Genomic DNA, 26,140 nt, shown 5'->3' on the forward strand with positions numbered 1-26,140 from the left:
CAGATTTCAACACTTGACAAGCGATGGCCATTCAGACTCAGAGCCCCGACTTCCGCCGTGAAATTCCCGATGGCGACAGCCATGAAAGGGACGTCTGCGCCACCTGCGGCTTCGTGAATTATGTGAACCCGAAGATCGTGACAGGATCGATCGTCAGGCATGATGGAAAGATCATGCTGTGCCGCCGCGCCATCGAACCGCGCATCGGATTCTGGACCTTGCCCGCAGGCTTCATGGAGGTCGGCGAAACAACCGAGCAGGCCGCCATGCGCGAGGCGCGCGAGGAGGCCAATGCCGCGATCGTCATCGACCGCCTGCTCGCCGTCTACACAATCCCGCGCATCGCCCAGGTGCAGATCATGTATCTGGCACACCTTGCGGAGCCTTCCTTCTCGCCCGGCCCCGAGAGCCTCGAGGTGATGATGGTCGGCTGGGACGAGATCCCGTGGGACGAGATCGCATTTCCCTCGGTGACATGGGCACTGGAGCAATATCGAACCATCGAGGGTGTTGCGGAGTTCGCGCCGTTTTCGAATCCCGCTCCCTAGGTCCGTCACCCCGGCGAAAGCCGGGGCCCAGCTTTGGTTCAGCGCACGTGAAAAGAAAGCGGGGTCCCGGCTTTCGCCGGGATGACGGCTTTGATCAGGCCTTCTCGTCCTCGATCATGTGCTTCGACATGAAGGGGGCATTGGCCACCGCAAAAACCAGCGTCAGCGGCAGCAGGCCGAACACCTTGAAGTTCACCCACTGGTCGGTGGTGAAGTTGCGCCACACCACCTCGTTCAGCACGGCGAGGAACAGGAAGAACAGGCCCCAGCGGATCGACAGGGTGCGCCAGGCGGCCTCCGTCAGCTTCACCGCCTCGCCCATGATGAGCTTCAGGTAGCTCCGCCCGAAGGCCACGCCGCCCAGCAGCACGGCGCCGAACAGCGCATTGATGAGCGTGACCTTCACCTTGATGAACAGGTCGCTGTGGAGCCACAGGGTGAGCGCGCCGAACAGCGCCACGAAGATCGCCGAGACCAGCGGCACCATGGCGATCTTGCGCGTCAGCACCCAGGAGGCGGTGAGCGCCACCGCGGTCGCCACCATGAAGATGCCGGTGCCCCAGAAGATGCCGGCCTTCCAGTTGGCGATGAAGAAGCAGACGAGCGGCCCCATCTCGATCAGGAGCTTGGTGCCCTGCCCCATCTTCGGGGCTGACGTGAAGCTGCTCATCTCTCCTCCAGTCCGGCGATCGCCCGCGCGAAACCATCCGCATCGAAGGGCTGCAGGTCCTCGACCTGCTCTCCCACGCCGATGGCATGGACGGGGATCTTGTACTTCTCCGCGATGGCGACGAGGATGCCGCCGCGCGCCGTGCCGTCGAGCTTGGTCATGATGAGGCCGGTGACGCCCGCGACCTTGGTGAAGATCTCGGCCTGGGCCATGGCGTTCTGGCCCGTCGTCGCATCGAGCACCAGCAGCACGGCGTGCGGTGCCGCCTCGTCCTGCTTCTTGATGACGCGCACGATCTTGTCGAGCTCGTCCATCAGGTACTGCTTGTTCTGCAGCCTGCCCGCGGTGTCGATGAACAGGATGTCGGTGCCGTCGGCCTTGGCTTCCGCAATGGCGTCGAAGGCAAGGCCCGAGGCATCGGCCCCGGTGGGCCTCGACATGACCTTGGCGCCGATGCGCCCGCCCCAGACATTGAGCTGCTCGATGGCCGCCGCGCGGAACGTGTCACAGGCGGCGAACATCACCTTGTAGCCTTCGCCCCGCGCAATGGCGCCGAGCTTGCCGATGGTCGTGGTCTTGCCCGCGCCGTTGACGCCGACGACGAGGATGATGAACGGCTTCTGCGCCGCGCTGAAGCTGAAGGGCACTTCCACGGGCTTCAGAACCTTCGACACCTCGGAGGCGAGGATGCGCTTCACCTCCTCCGGGTCGATCTCCTTGTCATAGCGGCCCGAGGAGACTTCGCGCACGATGCGCTCCGCCATGGGGAGGCCGAGGTCGGCCTGCAGCAGCACGTCTTCGAGGTCCTGCAGCGTGGCCTTGTCGAGCTTCTTCTTGGTGAAGATCGAGGTGATGGAGCCGGTGATCGAGCGTGAGGACTTGGACAGGCCTTCCGAAAGCCGGGAAAACCAGCCGCCGCGGCGCTCGGGCTCGGCTGCGGGCTGCGGCTCGGGTTCCGGTGCGGGCGCGGGGGCCGGGGCTTCGGCAACGAGCGGAACGTCTGCCTCGATCTCGGCGGCAAGGTCCTCGACATGTTCCTCCACCGCAGGCGGCGGGGCCTGCTCCTCCTTGGGGGTGGAGCGGTTGAACAGCTTGCGGAAGAAACTCATGCGGCGAGCCTGGCCTCGAGATGGGTTTGGCCGCGCCCGGTGACCTGCGCGGTGACGATGGCGCCGGGCGCCATGCGGGAGGAGAACTTCACCTGTGCGAAATGCTCGGTGCGGCCCATGGCCTCGGTCTCGACCAGCACCTGTCGCGTGGCACCCACTTCGGAGGCGAGGAACTGGTCGAGCCGCTGCTCGCCCTTCTGGCGCAGCAATGCCGCACGCTCCTTGATCACCTGCTTCTCGAGCTGCGGCATGCGCTCCGCCGGCGTGCCGGGCCTGGGCGAGAAGGGGAAGACATGGAGATAGGTGAGGCCGCAGTCATCGACGAGCTTCAGCGAGTTTTCGAACATCGCGTCCGTCTCGGTCGGGAAGCCCGCGATGATGTCGGCGCCGAAGACGATGCCGGGGCGCCGCGCGCGCAGCTCCGCACAGAAGGCGATCGAGTCCTCCCGCGCATGGCGGCGCTTCATGCGCTTCAGGATCATGTTGTCGCCGGACTGCAGCGAGAGATGGATATGCGGCATCACCCGCTCCTCCCCCGCGATCACGTCCATGAGTTCGGGATCCGCCTCGATCGAGTCGATGGAGGAAAGCCTGAGCCGCTTCAGTTCCGGCACGGTCCTGAGAATGCGATTGGCGAGGTTGCCCAGCTTCGGTGCGCCCTCGAGATCAGCCCCCCAGGAGGTGAGGTCGACGCCCGTCAGCACCACTTCGGAATAGCCCGAGGCGACGAGCCGGCGCACCTGCTCCACCACGTCGCCCGCCTGTAGCGAGCGCGAATTGCCCCGCCCGAAGGGAATGATGCAGAAGGTGCAGCGGTGGTCGCAGCCATTCTGCACCTGCACGAAGGCACGGGTGCGCTCCTTCAGGCCATCGACGAGATGCGGCGTCGCGGTCTTCACCTCCATGATGTCGGAGACGGAGACCCGCGCATTGGCACCGTGCTGCCAGCTCGACGCCTTGAGCTTCTCCTCGTTGCCGAGCACGCGGGAGACTTCCGGCATCTTGGCGAACATCTCGGGCTCGGTCTGTGCGGCACAGCCAGTGACGATGATCTCGGCATCGGGGTTCTCCGCCTTCGCCTTGCGGATCGCCTGCCGGGCCTGGCGGGTCGCCTCTGCCGTCACCGCGCAGGTGTTGAACACGATGGCGTTGGACTTGCCCGCGGCCTCGGCATGGTTCCGCATCACCTCGGTCTCATAGGTGTTGAGGCGGCAGCCGAAGGTGACGAATTTGGGCTCGCTCATGGCCTAGACCGCGAGATGCGGCGGAAGATCGCCTTCGAATTCATAGGCCACGGGGCCGGTCATGATCACATGCCCGTCGCGCTCGCGGATTTCCATGAAGAGGTCGCCGCCGGGCAGCGTGATCGTCGCCTTCGCATCGAGCCGCTTCAGCCTATGGCCCGCCGCCATCACCGCACAGGCCGCCGTGCCGCAGGCCTTGGTGAGGCCGGCACCGCGCTCCCACACCTTGATCACGACATGTGACCGGTCATCGATGCGCGCCAGCGTGATGTTGGCGCGCCTGGGGAACAGCGGGTGATGCTCCAGCATCGGGCCGACCTTCGAAAGGTCCACGACGTCGAGGTCCTTGACCCAGAAAATGCAATGCGGGTTGCCGACATTGACCACCGAAGGCCGGTCGATCAGCGGCGCGTCCACGGGCCCGACGTGCAGGTCGATGTAGCGCGTGTCGTGGAACTTCTCGGAGAGCGGAATGTCCTGCCAGTCGAAGCGGGGTGCCCCCATGTCGACCGTCACCAGCCGCTCGCCGCCCTTCTCGGCGACGAGGAAGCCGCCCTTGGTGTCGATCGTGGCGCGGGTCGACTTCTTCTCGTCGAAGAGAATGTCGGCGATGCAGCGCGTGGCATTGCCGCAGGATTCGACCTCGCCGCCCTCGTTGTTCCAGATCCGCATGGTCACGTCGGCCTTCTTCGACGGCTCCAGCACGATCAGCTGGTCGCAGCCGATCCCCGTCTTGCGGTCGGCGATGGCGCGGGCCTTCGTCTCGTCCATGGCGACCGCATGCGTCCGCGCATCGAAAACGACGAAGTCGTTCCCGAGCCCGTTCATCTTGCGGAAATGGCGTGGCGCAGCGGCAGTCATGAGGGGGCTTATATGGGAAAAGCCTTGAGGATTGCTAGACCGCCAAGAGATGGTAGCGTGCGGCAAAAATGGAGAGGCAGGCAATGGCGGCGCGGGATTTCACGAGCGAACTGGTGGGTTCCTTCTCGGAAGGTTCCAACGGCAACCCGACAGTGGCCATGATCGAGGCCGCCTTCCGCCACCACGGCCTCAACTGGCGCTACATCAATTGCGAGGTGCCGCCGGAGCGGCTGGCCGATGCCGTGAAAGGCGCGCGCGCCATGGGCTGGCGCGGCTTCAACCTGTCGATCCCGCACAAGGTGGCGGTGATCGAGCACCTCGACGGGCTGGGCGAGAGTGCCGCCATCATGGGGGCCGTCAACTGCGCGGTGAACCGCGACGGCAAGCTCATCGGCGAGAACACCGACGGCAAGGGCTTCCTCAAGTCGCTGATGGAGGTGGTGGACCCGAAGGGCAAGGCCATCGTGATGTTCGGGGCGGGCGGGGCCGCGCGGGCGATCGGGGTGGAACTGGCTTTGGCGGGCGCCAGGTCGCTCATCATCGTCAACCGCTCGGCCGCGCGGGCCGAGCCCCTCGTGAAGCTGTTGAACGAGAAGACGAAAACCCCCGCGACAGGGGTGGTATGGCCCAAGCACTACCGCGTGCCGGATGGCACCGACATCGTGGTCAACGCCACCTCCATCGGGCTCGGCAACGGCAATGAGCCGCTGGATGTGGAGCTTTCCTCGCTGAAGCCCGGCATGGTGGTGGCCGACGTCATCGTCGACCCGCCGGACACCCGCTTCCTGCGCGACGCCAGGGCCCGGGGCTGCACGGTGATCGATGGGCTGGGCATGCTGGTCAACCAGGGGGTGATCGGCGTGAAGTACTGGACCGGCCTGGATGTCGACCCGGCCGCGATGCGGGCCGAGCTGGAGCGGATTTTCGGCGCCTGAACAGTGACTTACCCGCAAGCCATTCCCCTCCCCCTTGTGGGGAGGGAAAACTGAGGCCCGGAGGCTCCGGCCGAGATCGAGTTCGTAACGATTGCTTTTGGCAGGTTATAGAGGCCGCTACCCCCCTAGCCGAAAGATCCCGAATGGCCGTCCTCGCCACTCCTGGTGCATTCTTCCCTCATTTCGTCACCCCGGCGAAAGCCGGGGCCCCGCTTTGGCGGCACAAAGGAAGCGGGGTCCCGGCTTTCGCCGGGATGACGGCATATTATGGAAAATGATGGAGCGGTCACATCCGCCCCATCCCCTCATCCTCGCAGCTCCGGCCGCAGTCGCTCAGTGCATCCTCCAGGAACTCGGAAAGCAGAGGCAAACCAAGGAGATAGTCGGCGGTACGGGCATCATGCGCGGCCGCGGCCTGGGCCCGCGCCTCGGTCCATTCGCCGATGTCGTAGTCGCCCCGGCCCACCCAGGTCAGCGCCACAAGGTCGATCTGCCTGTCTTCGTCCATGGCATTGACGAAGCTGCGGATTTCCCGTGCGGCGGGGTCGTTGCCGCGGGCTTCGAGCACGCTCACCATGCGGTCGTCGGTGGCGTTCGAGCCGGGGTCGGAGACGGTGGGCAGGTCCTTCACCTCGAACTGGCGCGCCTTGGCGATGATGAAGCAGACCTGCTCGGTCGAAACCGAAAGCTCGATGTCGGGCGTCTGGTCGGATAACATGTCGGTCTCCCCTGCTGAACCGTCCGCAACGCCCCGGCCCCGCAGGGGTTTCCAGCCCCGGGAAATTTGACTCTGCCGCCCGTTTCCCCTATGCGCCTCCCATCACACGACGGCTTGAACGTCTTCAGGCGGTCTCACACATGGGGTTTCGACATTCCCGGGGGGTGAGGCGGCCAACATCCGGCAGCGAGATTCGCCCCCGGGTGCGAAGTGCTTTTGGCCAGAGGAATGGAACATGTTTGACACCTTAAGCGATCGCCTGTCGGGCATTCTGGACAAGATCACCGGACGCGGTGCCCTGTCGGAATCCGACGTCGAGGAGGCCCTGCGCGAAGTGCGCCGCGCGCTGCTCGAGGCCGACGTGGCGCTCGAGGTGGTGAAGACCTTCACCGACAAGGTGCGCGAGAAGGCGGTGGGCGCCGAGATCGTGAAGTCCGTGAAGCCCGGCCAGATGGTGGTCAAGATCGTCCATGACGCGATGGTCGAGACGCTGGGTGGCGGCGAAGCCTCCGCCCTCAATCTCCGCGCCTCGCCGCCCGTCGCCATCCTGATGGTGGGCCTGCAGGGCTCGGGCAAGACCACGACCACCGCCAAGATCGCCAAGCGCCTGACCGAGCGCGAGAAGCGCCGCGTGCTGATGGCCTCGCTGGACACGCGCCGCCCCGCGGCGCAGGAGCAGCTCGCCATTCTCGGCCGCCAAGTTCACGTCGACACGCTCCCCATCGTTCCCGGCCAGCAGCCGGTCGAGATCGCGAAGCGTGCCATGTCGGAAGCCCGCAAGGGCGGCTACGACGTCGTGATGCTCGACACCGCGGGCCGGCTCTCGATCGACGAGGAACTGCTCGCCGAAGCCGCCGCGGTGCGCGACATCGTGAAGCCGAACGAGACGCTGCTCGTTGCAGACGCGCTCACCGGCCAGGACGCCGTGGTGCTGGCGCGCAACTTCGATGAAAAGATCGGCGTCTCCGGCATCGTGCTGACCCGTATCGACGGCGATGGCCGCGGCGGTGCGGCCCTCTCGATGCGCCAGGTGACGGGCAAGCCCATCAAGCTGATGGGCACGGGCGAAAAGCTCGACGGCCTCGAAGACTTCCACCCCGAGCGCATCGCCGGCCGCATCCTCGGCATGGGCGACGTGGTGTCGCTCGTCGAGAAGGCCGCGCTGAACATCGACCAGGAAAAGGCGAAGAAGATCGCCGAGCGCATGAAGAAGGGCGCTTTCGATCTCGACGACCTCTCCGACCAGCTGAAGCAGCTGCAGAAGCTGGGCGGCATGGGTGGTGTGATGAACATGCTGCCCGGCATGGGCAAGATCAAGAAACAGGTCGAGGGCATGGACCTCGACAACAAGCTCCTGAAGCGCCAGATGGCCATCATCTCGTCGATGACGCCCTATGAGCGGCGCAATCCCAAGGTCATGGACGCCAAGCGCAAGAAGCGCGTGGCCGCGGGCTCCGGCACCAAGGTCGAGGAGATCAACCGGCTCCTCAAGATGCACATCCAGATGGCCGGCATGATGAAGCAGATGGGCCAGGGCAAGGGCCTGTTCGGCAAGATGATGGGCAAGGGCGCGCCCGATGCGGCGGAGCTCGAGAAGATGCAGGCGGAACTCGCCAACCTCGATCCCAATGCGCTGCCCGAGGATTTGAAAGAGATGATGAAGGGCGGCTCCCTGCCGTCCATGCCGGGGCTTCCGGGCCTCGGGGCGGGAAAGCTCCCCGGACTCGGCAACCTGCCGGGACTGGGCGGCGGATCGCCCTTCAAGGGATTGCCGGGTTTCGGCAAGAAGAAGTGAAGTAATCAGAACACGGACTAAAGGAGATCGACTATGGCCGTTAAGATGAGACTCGCCCGCGCTGGCTCGAAGAAGCGCCCCTACTACCACATCGTGATCGCCGACGCGGCAGCACCCCGCGACGGCAAGTTCATCGACGTGGTTGGCGCCTTCAACCCGATGCTGAAGAAGGACGACGCCAACCGCGTGAAGCTCGATGGCGAGAAGGCCGCCGCCTGGCTGAAGAAGGGCGCGCAACCCACCGACCGCGTGCTGCGCTTCCTGGACAAGGCCGGCCTCGCCAAGCGCGAAGCCCGCAACAACCCGAACAAGGCCCAGCCCGGCAAGAAGCGCCAGGAGCGCGAGAAGGCTGCCGCTGCGGCCGCCGCCGCCAACGGCTAAGGCTGAGCGATGGCGCCGCGCGACATGGTTCTCGTCGGCGCCATCACGGCTGCGCATGGCATCCGGGGCGAGGTGAAGCTGAGAAGCTTCACCGCCGACCCCGCGGCCATCGCCTCCTACTCGCCGCTGGAAACAGCGTCGGGCGGCAAGATCGAGATCGCGAAGCTGCGCGCGCAGAAGGAGGGCTTCATCGCCATCCTGAAGGGTGTCGCCGACCGCAACGCCGCGGAGGCGCTCAGGGGCACGGAGCTTTTCGTGCCGCGCGAACGCCTTCCCGAGCCGGAGGATGACGAGGTCTATGTCCATGACCTCATCGGGCTGCCGGTTCACCTGGCCGATGGCTCGCTCCTGGGCGAGATCGTCGACGTTGCGGATTATGGTGCGGGCGACCTGATCGACGTGAAGGTCGAAGGCCGCAGGGACACGGTGCTGATCCCCTTCGCCTCCCAGTATGTGCTGGAGACGGCGGAGGACAGGATCGTGGTCGACCTGCCCGAGGGCTACCTCGATGCAGAGGCGCAGCGCGAGGACGATGAGCGATGAGCTTCCACGCCCCCAGCTTCAGGGCGACCGTGCTGACCCTGTTCCCGGAGATGTTTCCGGGGCCGCTGGGTCTTTCTCTCGCTGGCCGGGCGCTCGAACAGGGCATCTGGTCGCTGGAGGCCCGCGACATCCGGGCTTCGGCCACGGACCGCCACCGCACGGTGGACGATCACCCGGCGGGCGGCGGGGCGGGCATGGTGCTGAAGCCCGACGTGCTGGCGGCAGCGATCGACGCCGCGCCCTCCGAGGGGCCGAGGCTGCTGATGAGCCCGCGCGGCGAACCCCTGACCCAGGGGCTGGTGCGCGAGCTGGCCGCGGGTCCGGGCTGCCTGATCGTCTGCGGCCGTTTCGAGGGCGTGGACGAGCGGGTGATCGAGAAGCGCGGGCTCCGCGAGGTCTCGATCGGGGACTACGTGCTCTCGGGCGGCGAGCCGGCGGCACTGGTGCTGCTCGACGCCATCGTGAGGCTGCTGCCCGGGGTCATGGGGAAACAGGCTTCGGGCGAGGAAGAAAGTTTCGAAGGGGGGCTTCTGGAGCACCCGCACTACACCAAGCCCAATTCGTGGGAAGGTGTTGAAATTCCGGGGATTCTCCTCTCCGGCGACCACAAGGCGATCGCCCGGTGGAAGCAGGAGCGGCGGGAGGCCCTGACCAGGGAAAGACGGCCCGACCTGTGGCAGCGCCACAAGACGGGAAAGATTTGATTTTGAACCGGGTTGGGGCTATAGGCCCCCATCCCTTTAAGGAAGACAGTCAGTCATGGATATCATCGCTCAGCTCGAAAAAGAGCAGGCCGCAGTCGTGGCCGCCCAGCGCGCCGTGCCGGAATTCGGCCCGGGCGACACCGTCATCGTCAATGTGAAGGTCAAGGAAGGCGACCGTTCGCGCGTGCAGGCCTATGAAGGCGTGTGCATCGCCCGTTCCGGCGGCGGCCTGAACGAGAACTTCACCGTCCGCAAGATGTCATACGGCGAGGGCGTGGAGCGCGTGTTCCCGATCTTCTCCCCGATGATCGACTCGATCAAGGTCGTCCGCCGCGGTGCCGTGCGCCGCGCCAAGCTCTATTACCTGCGCGGCCGCACCGGCAAGTCGGCGCGCATCGCCGAGAAGCAGCGCTCGATGGGCCTCGCCTCCGCCGAGAAGGCCGCCGAGTAACGCAACGCCTCCGCGCGCAAATAAATTCGAGAGGGCCGGAACTTTCCGGCCCTCTTTGTTTTTGTGTCTCCCTGTGAGCACAAGTGCACAGTTTGCCCCATCCTGCGCTTGACGCTTGCCGCAACCACAACAAGATGCGCCACGCCGGCCGGCAAATCGGCCCCCGACCGGCGATGCAGGGAGACCACATGCAGGCTGCGACGCTGCCCCGGAAAAGGCTTCCGGCCGCCTGGGCCGTTCTGGCAGTGGCGCTGGCCCTGCTGTTCGTTCTGGTCTCCGCCGTGGCCCTGCTGGCCTGGAACAGCTACCAGGATGCGGTGGAGCGCTCGCGCGTGCGGGCACTGACCGCAACGCAGGTGGTGTCCACCCATGTCGAGTGGCTGACGGCCGCCAGCCTGCTGCTGATGGACGAGGCCAACCACCTGGTGGGAGACGACATTGCCACCGTGCTTCCCCATGCCCGCGAGGAACTGGAACTGCACCTGCGGCACATGCCACCCGGTGTCAGCGTGTCCATTGCCGATGCACAAGGCCGCACCGTCCTCTCGGTGGGCAACGGCGAAGGCGCGAGCGGCCTGAGTGAAGCCTATGGCCTGACACCGGCCGATCTTACCCCGCAACGACCCTGGTATGTCTCCGCCATGGTGAAGGACCCCGGCAACGGCGAGCGGGTGTTCCTGCTGGCGCAGCGCCTGGAACGGCGGGGCAGCCTCGCGGGAGTGGCCATCGTGCGCATTCCGGTGGAGGTGATGGCGGCCGTGTGGCGCTCGCTGGACCTTGGGCCCGGCTCAACCGTCGGGCTGCTGCGTGACGATGGCTGGCAGGTGGCCCGCCACCCCGCGGTGGACGCACCGGCGAACCTCGCCAAATATGTCCTGTTCACCGATTATCTGAAGACAGCCAGTTCCGGCGTCTATGACGCCGTGTCGCCGGTCGATGGCGAACACCGTGTCGTCGGCTACCGCAAGGTGCCGAACGCGCCGCTGGTGGTCATCTCGTCGATCGCGCGCGATGTCTCGATGGGGCGGCTGCGCGACCAGATGGAGCAACTCGCGCTGTTCCTGCTGCCGGTGCTGCTGGGGCTCGGCGCGCTGTCCGTCTGGGTGATCAGGCTGCTGAAGCGCGATGAAAGGATGCGGGCCAGCCTTGCCGCAGCGGTGGAGCGCAACAACCTGCTGATGCGCGAAATCCACCACCGCACCAAGAACAACCTGCAGAGCGTCGCCTCGCTCCTCAAGCTGCAACCCATCTCCGAGGACGCCAAGTCGGCGATGACCGCCCGCATCACGGCGATGAGCACGCTGCATGAGCAGGCCTATCGCTCCGACCAGTACAGCGAGGTGAACCTCCACGACTATCTGCTGACGCTGATCGACACCATCCGCCGCACCAGCCCCGACGGCATCACCTTCGAAACCGAGCTGGACCCGGCGGAGGTTGACCGCGACCTCGCCCAGCCGCTCGGGCTGATCGTCAACGAGGTGGTGAGCAACGCCGTGAAGCACGCCTTCCGTGCGCGCGAGGGCGGCACCATTACCGTCAGCCTGCGGATGATCGCGCCGGACCGGGCCGAACTCGCAGTGACCGATGATGGAGAGGGTTTCATGCCGAGCGGCCAGGAGACCGGCATGGGCAGCCGCCTCATCCGGGCCTTTGCCCAGCAGCTCGGGAACGATTATGACTACGCCCGCGGGAACGGCACGCGCTTCGCGATCCGGTTTCCGGCGAAGCGTGGAGAAGGCGACGCATGACGGATGAGTATTTCGCGCAGAACCGCCTGAACTGGGACGACCGCGCCGAGATCCACCTGAAGGATGCGGCCGGCGGCTATCGCATCGCTGCCTTCCTCGCCGGTGCGGACAATCTTCATGACATCGAGCATGAGGAGATCGGCGACGTCGCGGGCCTGTCCATCGCGCATCTGCAGTGCCATATCGGCATCGACACTCTGTGCCTCGCGCGTCGCGGTGCGCGTTGCGTGGGGCTCGACTTCTCGCCGAAATCCGTCGCGGCGGCGCGCCTGCTGGCGGCGCAGACGGGCCTCGATGCCCGCTTCGTCGAGGGCAATGTCTATGACGCGCGGTCGCTGATCGATGGCATGTTCGACATGGTCTATGTCACCTGGGGCGCCATCGGCTGGCTGCCGGACATCCGCCGCTGGGCCGGGGTGGTGGCCTCGCTGCTGAAGCCGGGCGGCAGGCTCTACCTGCTCGAGGGCCACCCGTCCTTCATGCAGCTCGACGAGAAGGCGGAGCAGCTGCGCATCGGCTTCGACTGGCGCTATCCGCCAGACCGGCCGCTGACGACGCAGGAGGAGACGACCTATACCGGCGACACAACGCGGATCGCGCACCCGGTCACCCACGAGTGGATTCACCCCCTGTCCGAAGTGGTGAATTCCGTGATCGATGCGGGCCTCGCCATCACGCGGCTGAACGAGCATGAGCGGCTCGCCTGGCAATTCGCCCCCTGGATGGTGCCGGTCGAGGGCCGCCGCCGCATGTGGATGCTGCCCGAGGGCTTTCCGAAAATGCCGGTCGCCTATTCGCTGCAGGCCAGGAAGCCCTGATCACTCCTCCGCGCCGCGCACGCGCACGACGGTGACCGTGCAGGGTGCTTCCATCGCCACCTTGCCCGAAACGCTGCCGAGGATCTTGCGCATCGTCGAGTTGGCGCGGGCCCCCATGACGATGTGGTCGACATTGTTGACGCGGGCATAGTCCAGCAGCGTGTCGGCGGGGTCGATCGCCTCCAGCACGTGATAGGTGACGCGGCCCTGGGCGATCTTCATCGGCCGGGCCCAGTCCTTGAGGCCGACGAGGCGGGCGACATGCTTGTTGTTGCCCTCCTCATCGAGCGTCTGGTCCATGGCGATGCGGTTGAGCTTGAGCACGTTGAGCACGGCGAGCCGCGCCTCGGGCGAGCGCTCGAGGATGCGCAGCAGCGTGCGGCGCAGCTTGTCGGCGAGCTCCGGCGTCATGTCGTCGAGGTTGATGGCGGCGGCGACGATGGGGGCGTCGGAGGCCTCCGCCTCGCGCTCCGGCGGCTTGTCGATCAGGCTGCGCGGCGGCTCGCCCTTGCGCTTGAGGACGGCGAAGAAGCCGTCCTTCTGCAGCTTCTCGGCACGCGCGCTGAGCTGCACCTGGGTCGGGTTGCGCAGGTCATGGGCGAGCTGTGCGGGCGTCGGATAGCGCCTGCCCGCCTTGACCTCGAGGCAGCGCAGCACGATCTCCTGGAACCACGGCGGGATGTCGGGCTTCAGCTTGCGCGGCGGCACGGGGTCGCGCCACAGCCGCTGCTTCAGGCCCTTCAGCTTCTGCGGGTCGCCGAAAGGCCTCACCCCGGTGGCGAAGAAATACATCAGGCAGCCGAGCGCGAAGATGTCGCTCCTCGGATCGGTGCGGATGCCCATCACCTGCTCCGGCGCCATGTAGGGCGCGGTGCCATAGGGCAGGCGGAACTCCTCCTGCAGGAGGTCGGGGAGGTCGCGATGATGCGCCAGGCCATAATCGATCAGCACCGCCTCGCCGGAAGGCCGGAACATGATGTTGGACGGCTTGAGATCGAGATGGATGACACCCTGGCGATGCAGCGACTCCAGCGCATCGGCAATGGCAGCCCCCATCTCCGCCACCTTGTCGACGGGCAGCGGCAGGTGCTTCAGCTGCGGCAGGAGCGTCTCGCCCGCCAGCCGCTCCATGACGATGAAGGGCTGCACCGCGAAATCGCCGTTGGCCACGTGGCGCGGCACATGCGCGCCCTTGAGGCGCGGCATGATCATCTGCTCCATCTCGAAGCTGACGATGGCGGCCGGATCCTCGCCCTCGTTGAGCACCGGGATCTTCATCAGGTAGTGGGTGGGATCGCCCTCGCGCTTCACCTCCCACAGGCTGGCCATGCCGCCGCGGTGGATCAGTTCGCCGATGGTGAAGCCGTCGAGGATGGAGCCGGTTTCGAGCTTGGACTTGGCCATGGGTCAGGTTCCGTTGACAAGGCGCTCGGCCAGCCGCTCCGGCAGGCCGGCGTCGCGGATGCGCCGGGCGGTGGTGTCATAATCATAGGTGGCGCGGTGGAAGGTGAGTTCGCGGGCCGCCGTCTCATAGGTCATGAAGGAGGCTGCCGGATTGCCGTCGCGCGGCTGGCCCACCGCCCCCGCCACGGCCAGCCACTGGCGCTGCGGGCTCAGGGGCACGGCGGTGTTGGTGACGGGCGTATGGGCGATGACCTTGGCGGTGGCGGTGAGGCAATAGACCTGCGGGCGGTGCACGTGGCCCACGAAGGTCACCTGCGCCCTCACCGCCGTCAGCGACTGCATGGCGGCGGCGGCATCGACCACATAGTTCCAGGCTTCGGGGTTCGAGGCATCGGCATGGACGAAGAGCATGTCCTCCAGCGTCGCCGTCATCGGAAGCCCGGCGAGGAACTGGCGCGAGGCCTCCGACAGCCGCGGCCTGGTCCAGGCGATCGCCGCGGCGGCCATGTCGTTCATCGCGGACCTGGCGCCGACCGCGGCCGAATCATGATTGCCCATGAGGCAGATGGCGCCCTGCCCCGCGAGGGCCGCGATGCGCTGCGTGACCACCTCCGGGTCAGGCCCGTAGCCGACCACGTCGCCGAGGATGACGAGGCGGTCGACGCCCAGGCGCTGCAGCGCGGCGAGGCTGGCCTCGAGCGCCAGTTCATTGGCATGCAGGTCGCTGATGATGCCGAGAAGCATGGCGTCGTCTCCCGTTGCTCACACTTGGCAGGCGCGCCGGGCGCTCCGCCTTGAACTGAATCAATCCTGCAAAAGGAAACGGCCGCATGGAGTGTCCATGCGGCCGTCCTGTCTCACATGCCGGTCCGCTTAGCGGTGGATGTCGACGTTGCGGGTATCCTTGACGAACAGCATGCCGATGACGAGCGTCATGCCGGCGATGATGATCGGATACCAGAGGCCGGAGTAGATGTCGCCCGTGGCCGCCACGATCGCGAAGGCGAAGGTGGGCAGCAACCCGCCGAACCAGCCGTTGCCGATGTGATAGGGCAGCGACATGGAGGTGTAGCGGATGCGGGTCGGGAACATTTCGACCAGCATGGCGGCGATCGGGCCGTAGACCATGGTGACGAGGATCACCAGGAGCCACAGCAGGAAGATCACCATCGGGGCGTTCCATGCGGCAGGATCGGCCTTGGCGGGATAGCCCGCAGCCTTCAGCGCACCACCGAGGGCGGCGTTGAAGCCTTCCGTCATGCCCGCAGCGAAGCCGCCGGCCTTGACGGCGCCGTCGACCACCGTGCCCAGCGCAGCGGCCGGATCCGAGGCAGACTTGAAGGCATCCGTCGCCATGCCCGCGGCGATGAGGCCGGCGAGCGTCTTGTTCTTGGTCGGGTCGTCATTGGCACGGCCGTCCTTCAGGCCGGCGGCGGTGACGAACTCGCCGATCGCGGTGTCGGCAGCCGCCGCCGCAGCAGCGATGCCATCAACGCCCGCGGCCTTGAGCGAGGCAGCGAGCTCCTCGTTCTTCGCCTTGGTCTGCTCGGCAACCTGGGCCGCCGAGAAGGACGGAATGGTCACGTCGCCGATCTTGACCTGTGCCGAGCCCGCCGGGCCAGCTTCGTTGCTGTAGGGCACGCCGGCCTTGACCAGCGCCGTCTTGGCGATGTCGCAGGCCGAGGTGAACTTCGAGGTGCCGACGGGATTGAACTGGAACGAGCAGTCCTTCGGATCGGCGACGACGACCACCTTCGACTTCGCCATGGCATCATAGAGCGCCGGGTTGGCGTTCTTGGTGATCTGGTCGAAGATCGTGAAGTAGGAAGCAACCGCGAGGAAGCAGCCCAGCATGATGATCGGCTTGCGGCCGATCTTGTCCGACATCCAGCCCCAGAAGATGAAGAAGGGCGTGCCCAGCGCCAGCGAGGCGGCGATCCACAGGTTGGCCGAGACCGGATCGACCTTCAGCGTCTGGGTGAGGAAGAACAGGGCATAGAACTGGCCCGTGTACCACACCACGGCCTGGCCGGCGACGAGGCCGAACAGCGCGAGGAGGACGATCTTGAGGTTGCCCCAGTTGGCGAAGGCTTCGGTGAGCGGGGCCTTGGAGGCCTTGCCCTCTTCCTTCATCTTCTGGAACACCGGCGACTCGTTGAGCTTCAGGCGGATCCACACCGAGATGCCGAGCAGCACGACTGACAGCAGGAACGGAATGCGCCATGCCCAGGTGTCGAACTCGGGCCCGAACCAGGTGCGGCAGCCGAGAATGACGAGCAGCGACAGGAACAGGCCGAGCGTGGCCGTGGTCTGGATCCACGCGGTATAGAGGCCGCGCTTGTTGTCCGGCGCGTGCTCGGCCACGTAGGTGGCGGCACCGCCATATTCACCGCCCAGCGCCAGGCCCTGCAGCACGCGCAGCAGCACCAGGATGATGGGCGCCGCGATGCCGATCGTCGCATAGGTCGGCAGGAGACCCACACCGAAGGTCGAGAGACCCATGATCAGGATGGTGATGAGGAAGGTGTACTTGCGGCCCACGAGGTCGCCCAGGCGGCCGAACACCAGGGCGCCGAAGGGGCGCACGATGAAGCCCGCCGCGAAGGCGGCAAGGGCGAAGATGAAGCCCGCCGTCTCGTTGACGCCGGAGAAGAACTGCTTGGCGATGATGGCCGCCAGCGACCCGTAAAGGTAGAAGTCGTACCACTCGAACACCGTGCCGAGCGAGGAGGCGAAGACGACCATCGCCTTGCCCTGATCGAGATCACCCTTCGGATGACCAGCCGATACGTTTGCCATATGTCTCCCCTTTGAACCGCAAGGCCTTGCGCCTGGCGTGGTTGCCGCGGAGGACCGAACCTCTCCCAAGGCGGTCCATCCTTGGCGAGGAGTCATATCTGCATTGCGCGGCGCCGTTTATTGGACTTTCGCAGGGACCGCGCAGGAATGTTTTCGCACTTGCGGCAGGTGCTTGATTTTGCGGGAGGATCAGCCACACTTCGGGCCGCCAAGGTTCCTCTTGCCAGCCGCGGGGCGATCTTCTATATCCGCGCCACCTCTCGGGCGCCCAGGTAGCTCAGTTGGTAGAGCAGCGGATTGAAAATCCGCGTGTCGCTGGTTCGATTCCGGCCCTGGGCACCATTCACGGCATTCGATCTTTGTTCAGCGCCGCTACGGTCGCAACCGGTTTGTCCAGCTGCGTCAGCGGACCTTCTTCAGAAGCGCGGTGGCAGCCTTGCGGGCCTGGGGGTCATCGCTCTTGGCCACGCCTTGCAGCAGCTCGCGGGCCTTGCGGCGGTTGGCCTTGCTCCGCATGTCGTTGATGTAGAGCTGGGCCAGGAAGAAGGACGACCAGACATCGCCGCGCGCCGCGCCGAACTTGAAATTTTCCTCGGCCAGCTTCAGGTTGCGCGGCTTGACGGTGGAATAGAGGCGGCCGAGTTGGAAGGCCGCTGCGCCCGACGCGCCCGGATCGCTGCCGGCCTTGAGCTCGGTGTAGAGGCGGCGGGCGGTGGCGGTGCTCTTCTTGACGCCGAGGCCCTTGAGATAGCGGTCGGCGAGCATCATCGTCGCCCAGACATTGCCGCTCTGCTGGCCGACGAGAAGATACTCGACGGCGCGCTTGGGCGCGCTATGGCCGGGCTGGGAATAAAGCCGCGCCAAGGCGAGTGCCGCAGCGCCCTTCACCTCCGCCACGCCGGAATCATAGGCCTTCAGATAGGCGTCGCGCGACTTCGTCCAGTTCGCCTTGGTGCCCGTGCCCTTCTCATAGATGCCGCCGATCGCCATGAGCGACCAGGCATTGCCCAGGTCCGCCGCGCTCTGGTGATAGGCCAGCGCCTTCTTGGCGGAGAGCAGGCCGGGCGTGAGATAGAGCTGGCCCAGGGCATAGTCCGCCGCCTTCTGCACATCCGGGTTCTTCTGTCCGACCTCCTTGGCGCGCAGGTAGAGTTCGGCGGCCTTCGCCTGGTCCTTGGCGGTTCCCTTGGCGAGCGCCTGCGCCCGCATGATCATCGCCCAGGGATCATCAAGCGCGATGCCGCGCTCCAGCGCGCGGGTGGAGAGGTCCGGATCCTTCAGGTCGCCGGCCGCCAGCTTTGCAAGGTTGTAGGCCGCCGCGGCCGCCAGCTGCTTGTTGTCCTGCTCCATCAGCTGTTCGAAGATGGCGCGTGCCTTTGCCGTGTCCTTGGCCACGCCTTCGCCGGAGGCCAGGGCCTGCCCCGCCTTCAACAGGTCCCATGGCGACTGCGCTGGCGCCGCCGGCGTGGCGGGCGCAGGTGCAGGCGCGGCCTGCTGGGCAGCGGTGGGCGCCGGTGCTGCCGTCTCGGTCGCATGGGCCATTCCGCCGAGGGTGCCGGCCAGCAGGCCACCGAGCAACACGCATGACATCGAATATCTGGCCAAGACACGATCCTCCACGCCAAGCTGACGAGCCTACCGGCTGATCGGCCCTTCACAGCGGAAGTCTATGGCATGAGCATGACATGCGGCAAGGACATTGCCTGCACGGAAAGCGGGTTTGATTTGCGCGAACTGATGCTAAGCTGGGCGGCGAGCGTTGCACGCGCGCAACTTTCACATGGCACTGGCAACGAACCGATGGACACCGCCGCGACCGCATCCGACCTGTTCTTCAAGGGGCTCCACGCCCTCGGCAAGGACGACCTGCGCACGGCGGAGTCATGCTTCAGCGCGGCGCTTGAGCTTGTTCCCGGCCGGCCGTCGGTTCTGACCAACCTGTCCATCGTCCATACCCGGCAGGGACGGCTGGAGGAGGCCCTCGCCCTGGCGCAGGCGGCCGTGAAGGCGGAACCCGGCAACCCGCTGCTGCTGCTGCAGCTCGGCGTGGTGCAGCTGAAGCTCGGCAAGGCCGGTGAAGCGCTGATCTCGCTGGAGGCCGCAAGCGCTGCGGACCCCTCCCTCGCCGAAGCCTGCAACGGCCGCGGCAATGCGCTCACCGCGCTGCACCGCCACGAGGCGGCACTTGAAAGCTTCGAGCGCGCCATCCGCCTGAAGCCCGGCCATGCCGAAGCCTATGTCAACCGCGGCCGCGTTCTGCGCCTGCTGGGCCGGCAGGACGAGGCCCTGGCGAGCTACCGGCAAGCCATCACCCTCCGCCCCGGCCAGGCCGAGGCCCACAATAACCTGGGCAACCTGCTGAAGGACCTCGGCCGCTTCGACGAGGCGCTGGCAAGCTACGATACCGCCATCGGCCTCAGGCCGGACTATGCCGAGGCGCTGAGCAACCGCGGCAATGTGCTGTGCGATCTCAACCGCCTCGATGAGGCGGAGGCGAGCTACCAGCACGCGGCCGCAGCGGGCGGGCCGGCCGAGGCGTGGCTGGGCCTCGCGCGGATCAGGTCGGAGACGGGGCGCTTCCCCGAGGCCCTGGAGATGTATGAAAAGGCCCGCCGCATCGACCCGGACCGGGTGGAGGCGCTGTGCGGCATCGCCGAGAACCGGAGGTTCGAGACGGATGACCCCCTCATTCCCGAATATGACCGGCTGCTCGCCCTGCGCCACCTGACCGACGAGGACCGCGCCCGCCTGCACCATGCCCTCGGCAAGATCAGCAACGACCTCGCGCGCCACGATGACGCGATCACGCATTATGGGCGCGGCAAGCGGCTGCTTTCCACGCGCTTCGACCTCGCCGGACAGGCCAGGACCTATGAGGCCCTGATGGCGACCTTCGACAAGCCCTTCTTCGCGGCGCGCCAGGGCTTCGGCAGCGCCGACCAGCGGCCCGTCTTCGTCGTCGGCATGCCGCGTTCGGGCACCACGCTCACCGAACAGATCCTGGCCAGCCACCCGCGCGTCGAAGGCCTGGGCGAATTGCCGGACCTGCCGCGCCTCGCGAAGGCGCTGGGCGGGGAGCCTTTCGACGCCGCACGCTTCACCGCAGCGGCAGCGGATCTCTCATCCGGCGCCGCGGCGGCGCTGGCGCGCCGCTACTGCGAGGCCTATGCACGGGTGGCACCGGAGAGCCTGCGGCTGGTCGACAAGCAGCCGCATAATTATGAGTGGCTGGGGCTCATTGCCCTGATGTTCCCCAATGCCCGCATCATCCACTGCCGCCGCGACCCGCTGGACACCTGCCTGTCCATGTACATGCAGAAGTTCAACGGCAACCACGGATACAACCAGGATCTCTCCGTACTCGGAGGATATTACCGCAACTACGAGATGCTGATGGCACACTGGCACGCAGTGCTGCCGATCGCCATCCACGAGGTCGTCTACGAGAATGTAGTGGCCGACCTCGAGGCGGAGGCGCGGGCCCTCGTCTCCTTCATCGGCCTCGACTGGGATGCCGCCTGCCTCGATTTCCACCTGAAGGAGCGCCGGGTCGACACGCCGTCGCGCTGGCAGGTGCGGCAGCCGCTCTATGACCGTTCGGTGGGGCGCTGGCGCCATTACGAGCGCCATCTCGGCCCGTTGCGCCAGGCGCTCGGCCTTGCTTAGGGTGCAAAGTTGAAATCCGCCGCCGGGCTGGTAAGAGAAAGACCGGTTCGGATCACGCGGGTGGCACGGTGAGCACGCTCTGGCATTTCCTCCCCGGCTGGGGGCAGCTTTCCATGCTCGGCCTCTGCCTGCTGATCTTCACCCCGCTCGAATACCTGCTTCCGGCGCAGCGCGGCCGCCGCTTCTTCCGGCCGGGATGGACCACCGACCTCCTGCATTTCCTGTTCACCGTCATCCCCGTCGGCCTCGGCCTGTCGGCGGTGATCGGCGGCTCCGTAGTGCTCGGCCATCTGGTGGTGCCGGCGGCGGCGCGGGACTGGGTGGCGGCGCAGCCTGTCTGGCTGCAGGTCGCCGTCGGCACGGTGCTGGGCGACCTGTTCTTCTACTTCGGCCACCGCCTGCAGCACGAGGTGCCCTGGCTGTGGGATTTTCATGCCGTGCACCACAGCAGCGAGCAGCTGGACTGGCTCGCCGCCTTCCGGGTTCACCCGGTGGACCAGGTCATCGAGCGCGGCACCGCCCTCATCCCGCTCTTCGCGCTGGGCTTCTCCATGCCCGCGATCCTGCTCGCCGGGTTCATCTACCAGTGGCAGGCGCTGGTCATCCACAGCAACCTGCGGCTTCCGGCCGGCCCCCTCAAATGGCTCGTCGCCACGCCCGCGTTCCACCACTGGCATCACGCCAGCGAGGCGGAAGGACACAACAAGAACTTCTCCGGCCAGCTGCCGCTGTGGGACATCGTGTTCGGCACCGCCTACCTGCCCGACACCATGCCGGCGCGCTATGGCATTGCCGAGCCGGTGAGCGGCAACTACCTGATGCAGCTTCTCCACCCTTTCGTCAAAATGGCACGGCGGCTGCGCCGCCGCCGGGCTGCCGCCGCACCGGCGGCCAAGGTCACGCGCCCGTCGGCCTGACCTGCATTCCCGCTTCCGCCGCATCCCTCCATTCCGCGGCCCCCGTAGGTGGCCCCGGCGTTCCATGCCATAGAGGCTGCCGTTCCACCGGTTCATCAATCCCTCGGACCCTGACCCCTTGAAAAGCGCATCCGCGACGATCCCCGTGCTGGTCTGCACGCTGGCCATCTTCCTGCTGTCCGCCATGGACGCGGGCATGAAGTCGCTGGTCATCGCGGTGGGGGTCTACAACATCGTGCTGTGGCGCAGCGTGCTGGCGACACTGGCCTCGGCGGCCGGCTGGGCAGCGCAGTCGCGCGTGATGCCGGGACCGGGGGCCCTCCGCCTTCACGCGCTGCGCGCCCTGATCGTGGGCATCGTGCTCATCACCTTTTTCTGGGGCCTCGCCCGGCTGCCGCTGGCCGAGGCGATCGGGCTCAGCTTCATCGCACCGCTCTTCGCTCTGTTCCTGGCGGCCATGCTGCTGGGCGAGCGCATCCGCGCCCAGGCGGTGTGGGCGGCCGTCCTCGGCTTCGCGGGGGTGGGGGTGATCGTGGCCGGGCAGTTCGGGGCGGAGACCCACACGCACGAGACGCTGCTGGGCACGCTGTCGATCCTGGTGTCCACCGTGTTCTACGGCTTCAACCTGGTGCTCACGCGCAAGCAGGCGCAGATCGCCAAGCCGATCGAGATCATGTTCTTCCAGAACCTGTTCCTGCTGGTCATCATGGGCCTTGCCGCGCCGTGGATCGCGGTGCTGCTGCCGCGCGAATTCTGGCTGCCACTGGTGGGCGTGACCGCGCTGTCGCTTTCCGGCCAGTACCTGATGAGCTGGGCCTATGCCAGGGCCGAGGCGCAATACCTGATCAGCACCGAATACACCGCCTTCATCTGGGCCATCGCGCTCGGCTGGTTCTTCTTCGATGAAACGGTGACCTGGGAGACGCTGGCCGGGGCCGGCCTGATCATCGTCAGCTGCTGGATCGCGGCGCGCGCCAGCCTGCGGCCGGTGGAGGCCTGAGGGGCGCCGCGGCTGCCATGTCTCCGCCGCTTTTCAATTGCATGCGGCAGGACCATTCGGTAACGCAACCTCCTTCCCTTTCCGGCGGCAATCCCCATGAACCACACCCTCTCCAGACGTGCCCTTCTCCTCGCCGCAGGTGCCGCGGGCCTTGCCGCCGCAGCACCCGCCATGGCGGAGGAGGTCACAGGCCTCACCCTGTCTGGCCCGGTGCCGTTCAGCTTCGACAGCCTGGTTGCCACGGCGCGCGAAATGGCGATGAAGCCCTTCACGCCAACGCCGGTGCGCGCGGCGGAGCTGCTCGAGAAGATCGACTTCGACGCCTACCAGCAGATCACCTTCCGGCCGGAGGATGCGCTGTTCAAGGGCTCGCGCTATCCGGTGCGGCTGTTCCACCTCGGGCGCTACTTCAAGTCGCCGGTGAAGATCGCCATCGTCGAGGGCGGCCAGTCGCGCGACGTGCTTTACGATCCGGAGATCTTCAGCTTCGGCCCCAAGGCCGGTGCGATCGCCACCAGGCTGCCGAAGGACCTCGGCTTCGCCGGCTTCCGCGTGCATGAGGGCGACACCAACAATGACTGGCTGGCCTTTCTCGGCGCGGCCTATTTCCGCTCGTCGGGCGAGCTGAACCAGTACGGCATCTCGGCGCGCGGCCTCAGCATCGACACCACGGCCTCGGGCCCCGAGGAGTTTCCGCGCTTCACCGAGTTCTATCTCGAGGAGAAGGCGGACGCGCTGGTGATCACCGCCCTGCTCGACAGCCAGAGCGCCACCGGTGCCTTCCGTTTCACCTGCAGCAGGCCCAAGGCGGTGATCATGGACGTCGAGGCGCGCATCTTCACGCGCAAGGACATCGAGCAGCTCGGCTTCGCGCCGCTCACCTCGATGTTCTGGTTTACCGAGACCAACCGCCGCCAGGCCCGCGACTGGCGTCCGCAGGTCCATGATTCCGAGGGCCTCGCGATCTGGACCGGGGCGGGAGAGCGCATCTGGCGGCCGCTCAACAATCCGCCGCGGGTGATGACCAACAGCTTCGTCGACAAGAACCCGCGCGGCTTCGGGCTGGTGCAGCGCGACCGCGACTTCCGCAACTACGAGGATGACGGCGTGTTCTACGACAGGCGCCCCACCCTGTGGGTGGAACCGCGCGGCGACTGGGGCGAGGGCGAGGTGCAGCTGGTCGAGATCCCCACCGAGGACGAGGTGCACGACAACATCGTGGCGTTCTGGACGCCGCGCGCCGCGGTGAAGGCAGGCCAGTCCTTCGCGCTCGATTACCGGCTGCACTGGGTGGATGCCGAGCCCTACCTTTCACCCGCCATCGGCCGGGTGATCGCGACGAGACGCGGCAATGGCGGCAACCCGGCGGTGCGCGACAAGGCCACCGGCTATGTGAAATACGTGATCGACTTCGCGGGCGGCGACCTTGCCACGCGCGAGAGCACGAAGAACCAGGCGATCCCCGACATCACCGTGTCACGCGGGCGCGTGGTCGGTCCGTTTGCCATCCGCGTGGCGGGAACCGACCACTGGCGCATCATCTTCGATCTCGACGTCGAGGGCGGCGAACCGGTCGACCTGCGCGCCTATCTGCGCACCAGGGACGGCAAGGCGCTGAGCGAAACCTGGCTGTTCCAGCACTTCCCGCAGCAGACCAACTGGTAAGGCCCTCAGGCCGGCCTGAACAGCCGCCACAGCCCGAAGCTGACGAGAACGAAGACGACGGCGAAGAACACCAGCTTCCAGCCGGCGGCCGACGACCCGTCGGAGCAGATCGTCTGATAGAGCGTGTCATGGTCGTTGCGGGAGAGATAGCGGCACGCCGTCTGGCCCAGTGCCACCGCCCAGCCATCCAGTTCTCCCATGGCGACCTCGCGGATTCGGTTTACAAGCCGAGCTTACTATGAAGCGCCGCCTGCAACAAGTACGGGAGAATTACCAGCCTAGTCGAGGTCGTCGTTCTCCTGGCTGCGATCCATCAGCAGCATGGTCGTCGTCTTGCGGTTGTGCTCGGAATTGATGTGGTCGATCCCCTCCACGGTGATCGAGAACATGCCGTTCTCCAGCCGCTCGATCCAGCGCTTGGCCTTGAGGTACCAGAGATGGAACTCGAGGTTCTCGATCTTGCAGCCGAAGATGCGCTCGAGCTCGACCTCCGGCACGCCGGGATCGCGGATGTTGTGGCGCCGCCTGTTGTAGAAGACGGACAGGAGCTTGGACTGGATGTCCACGTCTTGGCCCACGGTGTCGCTGCCGTTGCCGTCGTTGCCGAAGGGCTGGTTGGAACCGACGACCTGCTTGTAGAGGATGTCGTATTGCGAGCGCCGGCTTGCGTCCTTCAGCATGTTGTGGGCTTCGATCAGCAGGTCGAAGCGCTCGCGGTTGCCGGTCTGCGGGTTGTCGGGGTGATAGCGCTTGGCGAGCCGGTGAAAGCGCCGCTCGAGGTCAGCCGAGGCGACATCCGGCTTCACGCCCATGATCTTGTAATAATCGACGAAGCTGCTTGCTTCCATCATCCCCACGCGTGGCCCCTGTTCGGGCGTGCAGGCACGGTCCCGGCCACATCCCCTGTGAGAACCAGTCTAGCCGATGCGATGTGCCGACAAAAGCCGTCGCTTGGTATATGCTTTACAGCGCGGCCCGCACGCGGAGCGCGCGCCGTCCGGCAGTTTCATCACCCCTTGAGAAGCCTGGCGAGCTTGGCCTGCCGCATCTCGGCTGCCTCGCCATAGCCGATGGTTCCGGCGAAGCGCCCGTCGCGGCCGAACAGGAAAATGGTCGCCGTGTGGTCCATGGTGTAGCCGCCGTCACTGGTGGGCACCTTGGCATAGTAGACGCGGAAGTCGGAGGCGAGCTGCTTCAGCTGATCGTCGGTCGGTACCAGCGCCTCGATGCGCGGGTCGAAGTTGGCGACATAGTCCTTCATCGCCGCCACCGTGTCGCGCGCCGGGTCGACGGTGATGAAGAACACGCGGAAATCCTTCGCGGCCTCGCCCAGCGCGGCGAGGTTGCTGCTCATCTCGTAGAGCGTGGTGGGGCACACCTCGGGGCAATGGGTGAAGCCGAAGAACACCGCATAGGGCTTGCCCGCCAGCGTGGCCGAATCGACCGTGCCGCCCGCCGACGAGGCGAGAACGAAGGGGCCGCCCACCTGGAACATGGCGGATTGCTGCTGGCCGCGCAGCAGCTCCACGCCGAGCCAGCCCGCCGCACCAAGGGCAAGCACCGCGGCCGCGATGGCGGCCGTCATCAGTCTTGTCTGTTTCATCGCACGCAACCTTCCGGAGCAAGGTGAGAGGAGCATAGCCCCTCTCACCCCTCATGATATCAAGTCTCAGTGCATGTCGCCCATGTCGGCGCCGGGGGCGGCCACCTCGTAGTCGACCGTCACCGTGCCGGCCTTCTCGAAGGTCAGCGTGCCGGTGAAGCTGGTGCCCTCTGCCGGCTGCTGCTTCACGTCCATGAACATGATGTGCAGTGACTTGGGCTTCAGCTTCACAGTGCCGCCGGCAGGGATGACGATGCCGTCCGGCAATTCCACCATCTTCATCACGTCGCCTTCCATCTTCATGTCATGGATCTGCGTCACCGGGGCGATCTCGGAGGTGGCCTTGACCAGGCGGTCATCCTCCTTGCCGGTGTTGGTGATGGTCATGAAGCCCGCCGCCACGCTGGCGGCCATGGGCGACTGGCGCGACCACGGATGATGGATGACGAGATCGCCGAGCTTCACTTCATGCGCCTGGGCGTCACCCAGCGTGAACAGCGCAGCAAGCGAGAGTGCCGAGGCGAAGGCGATTTCCTTGAACAGTTTCATGTCGAATGT

The 26,140-nt window shown here is 66.2% G+C and carries 26 protein-coding genes and 1 tRNA gene; 14 read left to right on the plus strand and 13 right to left on the minus strand.

Going from position 1 to position 26,140, the window contains the following annotated elements:
• Window positions 1-23: 23 nt before the first annotated feature.
• Entirely contained in the window at window positions 24-548 is a 525-nt protein-coding gene (locus DK847_RS07540) for an NUDIX hydrolase (protein ID WP_111197433.1), read from the plus strand.
• A 94-nt stretch (window positions 549-642) separates the two neighbouring features.
• Here the strand turns inward: DK847_RS07540 and DK847_RS07545 are convergent, their stop codons facing one another.
• Genes DK847_RS07545 through dapF form a run of 4 tightly spaced genes read right to left on the minus strand, consistent with a single transcriptional unit; the run spans window position 643 to window position 4,432 of the window.
• Window positions 643-1,218, minus strand: coding sequence for a septation protein A (locus tag DK847_RS07545; RefSeq protein WP_111197434.1), 576 nt, complete (start codon window positions 1,216-1,218; stop codon window positions 643-645).
• Window positions 1,215-2,327 (minus strand): signal recognition particle-docking protein FtsY, encoded by a 1,113-nt coding sequence (gene ftsY, locus DK847_RS07550; protein WP_111197436.1) that lies wholly within the window; start codon window positions 2,325-2,327, stop codon window positions 1,215-1,217. The genes DK847_RS07545 and ftsY overlap by 4 nt, the downstream gene beginning before the upstream one ends.
• Complete coding sequence (gene mtaB / locus DK847_RS07555) at window positions 2,324-3,571, minus strand: tRNA (N(6)-L-threonylcarbamoyladenosine(37)-C(2))-methylthiotransferase MtaB (RefSeq protein WP_111197438.1); 1,248 nt, start codon at window positions 3,569-3,571, stop codon at window positions 2,324-2,326. Before mtaB ends, ftsY begins: the two co-directional genes overlap by 4 nt.
• A gap of 3 nt (window positions 3,572-3,574) precedes the next feature.
• Window positions 3,575-4,432 carry a diaminopimelate epimerase gene (dapF, locus tag DK847_RS07560; protein WP_111197440.1) on the minus strand — a complete coding sequence of 286 codons (858 nt, stop codon included), beginning with the start codon at window positions 4,430-4,432 and terminating at the stop codon, window positions 3,575-3,577.
• An 83-nt stretch (window positions 4,433-4,515) separates the two neighbouring features.
• On the opposite strand from dapF, the gene aroE reads away from it, so the two are divergent.
• Window positions 4,516-5,367 (plus strand): shikimate dehydrogenase, encoded by an 852-nt coding sequence (aroE, locus tag DK847_RS07565; RefSeq protein WP_111198123.1) that lies wholly within the window; start codon window positions 4,516-4,518, stop codon window positions 5,365-5,367.
• Between the two features lie 286 nt (window positions 5,368-5,653).
• Here the strand turns inward: aroE and DK847_RS07570 are convergent, their stop codons facing one another.
• Window positions 5,654-6,085 carry a DUF3775 domain-containing protein gene (locus DK847_RS07570; RefSeq protein ID WP_111197442.1) on the minus strand — a complete coding sequence of 144 codons (432 nt, stop codon included), beginning with the start codon at window positions 6,083-6,085 and terminating at the stop codon, window positions 5,654-5,656.
• Between the two features lie 235 nt (window positions 6,086-6,320).
• On the opposite strand from DK847_RS07570, the gene ffh reads away from it, so the two are divergent.
• From ffh to DK847_RS07605, 7 genes are all read left to right on the plus strand, one after another.
• Window positions 6,321-7,880 (plus strand): signal recognition particle protein, encoded by a 1,560-nt coding sequence (gene ffh, locus DK847_RS07575; protein ID WP_111197444.1) that lies wholly within the window; start codon window positions 6,321-6,323, stop codon window positions 7,878-7,880.
• Between the two features lie 33 nt (window positions 7,881-7,913).
• Window positions 7,914-8,261, plus strand: a complete 348-nt coding sequence (gene rpsP / locus DK847_RS07580) for a 30S ribosomal protein S16 (RefSeq protein ID WP_111197446.1) — start codon at window positions 7,914-7,916, stop codon at window positions 8,259-8,261.
• Between the two features lie 9 nt (window positions 8,262-8,270).
• Entirely contained in the window at window positions 8,271-8,804 is a 534-nt protein-coding gene (rimM, locus tag DK847_RS07585; RefSeq protein WP_111197448.1) for a ribosome maturation factor RimM, read from the plus strand.
• Window positions 8,801-9,508: a tRNA (guanosine(37)-N1)-methyltransferase TrmD gene (trmD, locus tag DK847_RS07590; RefSeq protein WP_111197449.1), complete on the plus strand. Its 708-nt coding sequence runs from the start codon at window positions 8,801-8,803 to the stop codon at window positions 9,506-9,508. Before rimM ends, trmD begins: the two co-directional genes overlap by 4 nt.
• Before the next feature lie 55 nt (window positions 9,509-9,563).
• Entirely contained in the window at window positions 9,564-9,959 is a 396-nt protein-coding gene (rplS, locus tag DK847_RS07595; RefSeq protein ID WP_111197451.1) for a 50S ribosomal protein L19, read from the plus strand.
• A gap of 188 nt (window positions 9,960-10,147) precedes the next feature.
• A complete protein-coding gene (locus DK847_RS07600; protein ID WP_161957186.1) occupies window positions 10,148-11,710 on the plus strand; it encodes a sensor histidine kinase in 1,563 nt (520 codons plus the stop codon).
• Window positions 11,707-12,528 (plus strand): class I SAM-dependent methyltransferase, encoded by an 822-nt coding sequence (locus DK847_RS07605; protein WP_111197454.1) that lies wholly within the window; start codon window positions 11,707-11,709, stop codon window positions 12,526-12,528. The genes DK847_RS07600 and DK847_RS07605 overlap by 4 nt, the downstream gene beginning before the upstream one ends.
• Here DK847_RS07605 and DK847_RS07610 read toward each other — a convergent pair whose 3' ends face one another.
• From DK847_RS07610 to DK847_RS07620, 3 genes are all read right to left on the minus strand, one after another.
• A complete protein-coding gene (locus DK847_RS07610) occupies window positions 12,529-13,932 on the minus strand; it encodes a bifunctional serine/threonine-protein kinase/universal stress protein (RefSeq protein ID WP_111197456.1) in 1,404 nt (467 codons plus the stop codon). It lies immediately after the preceding gene.
• Window positions 13,933-13,935: 3 nt separating this feature from the next.
• Complete coding sequence (locus tag DK847_RS07615; RefSeq protein ID WP_111197458.1) at window positions 13,936-14,676, minus strand: metallophosphoesterase family protein; 741 nt, start codon at window positions 14,674-14,676, stop codon at window positions 13,936-13,938.
• A 129-nt stretch (window positions 14,677-14,805) separates the two neighbouring features.
• The gene (locus DK847_RS07620) at window positions 14,806-16,731 is read right to left on the minus strand and encodes an MFS transporter (RefSeq protein ID WP_111197459.1); all 1,926 of its coding nucleotides are present in this window, start codon (window positions 16,729-16,731) and stop codon (window positions 14,806-14,808) included.
• A 266-nt stretch (window positions 16,732-16,997) separates the two neighbouring features.
• Between DK847_RS07620 and DK847_RS07625 the strand changes: the two genes are divergently transcribed.
• A tRNA-Phe gene (locus DK847_RS07625) sits at window positions 16,998-17,073 on the plus strand.
• A gap of 60 nt (window positions 17,074-17,133) precedes the next feature.
• Here DK847_RS07625 and DK847_RS07630 read toward each other — a convergent pair.
• Window positions 17,134-18,336, minus strand: a complete 1,203-nt coding sequence (locus DK847_RS07630; RefSeq protein WP_146256071.1) for a tetratricopeptide repeat protein — start codon at window positions 18,334-18,336, stop codon at window positions 17,134-17,136.
• Between the two features lie 195 nt (window positions 18,337-18,531).
• On the opposite strand from DK847_RS07630, the gene DK847_RS07635 reads away from it, so the two are divergent.
• From DK847_RS07635 to DK847_RS07650, 4 genes are all read left to right on the plus strand, one after another.
• Window positions 18,532-20,397 (plus strand): tetratricopeptide repeat-containing sulfotransferase family protein, encoded by a 1,866-nt coding sequence (locus DK847_RS07635; protein ID WP_161957187.1) that lies wholly within the window; start codon window positions 18,532-18,534, stop codon window positions 20,395-20,397.
• Between the two features lie 68 nt (window positions 20,398-20,465).
• A complete protein-coding gene (locus DK847_RS07640; RefSeq protein WP_245414550.1) occupies window positions 20,466-21,314 on the plus strand; it encodes a sterol desaturase family protein in 849 nt (282 codons plus the stop codon).
• A 118-nt stretch (window positions 21,315-21,432) separates the two neighbouring features.
• Window positions 21,433-22,314 (plus strand): DMT family transporter, encoded by an 882-nt coding sequence (locus DK847_RS07645; protein ID WP_280956391.1) that lies wholly within the window; start codon window positions 21,433-21,435, stop codon window positions 22,312-22,314.
• A 96-nt stretch (window positions 22,315-22,410) separates the two neighbouring features.
• A complete protein-coding gene (locus DK847_RS07650; RefSeq protein ID WP_111197467.1) occupies window positions 22,411-23,979 on the plus strand; it encodes an OpgD/OpgG family glucan biosynthesis protein in 1,569 nt (522 codons plus the stop codon).
• 5 nt (window positions 23,980-23,984) lie between these two features.
• Here DK847_RS07650 and DK847_RS07655 read toward each other — a convergent pair whose 3' ends face one another.
• The 4 genes from DK847_RS07655 to DK847_RS07670 all read right to left on the minus strand — a co-directional run bounded on the left by DK847_RS07655 (window position 23,985) and on the right by DK847_RS07670 (window position 26,131).
• Complete coding sequence (locus DK847_RS07655) at window positions 23,985-24,179, minus strand: hypothetical protein (RefSeq protein ID WP_111197468.1); 195 nt, start codon at window positions 24,177-24,179, stop codon at window positions 23,985-23,987.
• Window positions 24,180-24,257: 78 nt separating this feature from the next.
• Window positions 24,258-24,830: a DnaJ domain-containing protein gene (locus DK847_RS07660; RefSeq protein ID WP_245414551.1), complete on the minus strand. Its 573-nt coding sequence runs from the start codon at window positions 24,828-24,830 to the stop codon at window positions 24,258-24,260.
• A 158-nt stretch (window positions 24,831-24,988) separates the two neighbouring features.
• Window positions 24,989-25,582, minus strand: a complete 594-nt coding sequence (locus DK847_RS07665) for an SCO family protein (RefSeq protein WP_161957188.1) — start codon at window positions 25,580-25,582, stop codon at window positions 24,989-24,991.
• A gap of 66 nt (window positions 25,583-25,648) precedes the next feature.
• Window positions 25,649-26,131, minus strand: coding sequence for a copper chaperone PCu(A)C (locus DK847_RS07670; RefSeq protein WP_111197472.1), 483 nt, complete (start codon window positions 26,129-26,131; stop codon window positions 25,649-25,651).
• Between the last annotated feature and the right edge of the window lie 9 nt (window positions 26,132-26,140).

Source organism: Aestuariivirga litoralis, assembly GCF_003234965.1.
In the GTDB taxonomy this organism is placed as follows: domain Bacteria; phylum Pseudomonadota; class Alphaproteobacteria; order Rhizobiales; family Aestuariivirgaceae; genus Aestuariivirga; species Aestuariivirga litoralis.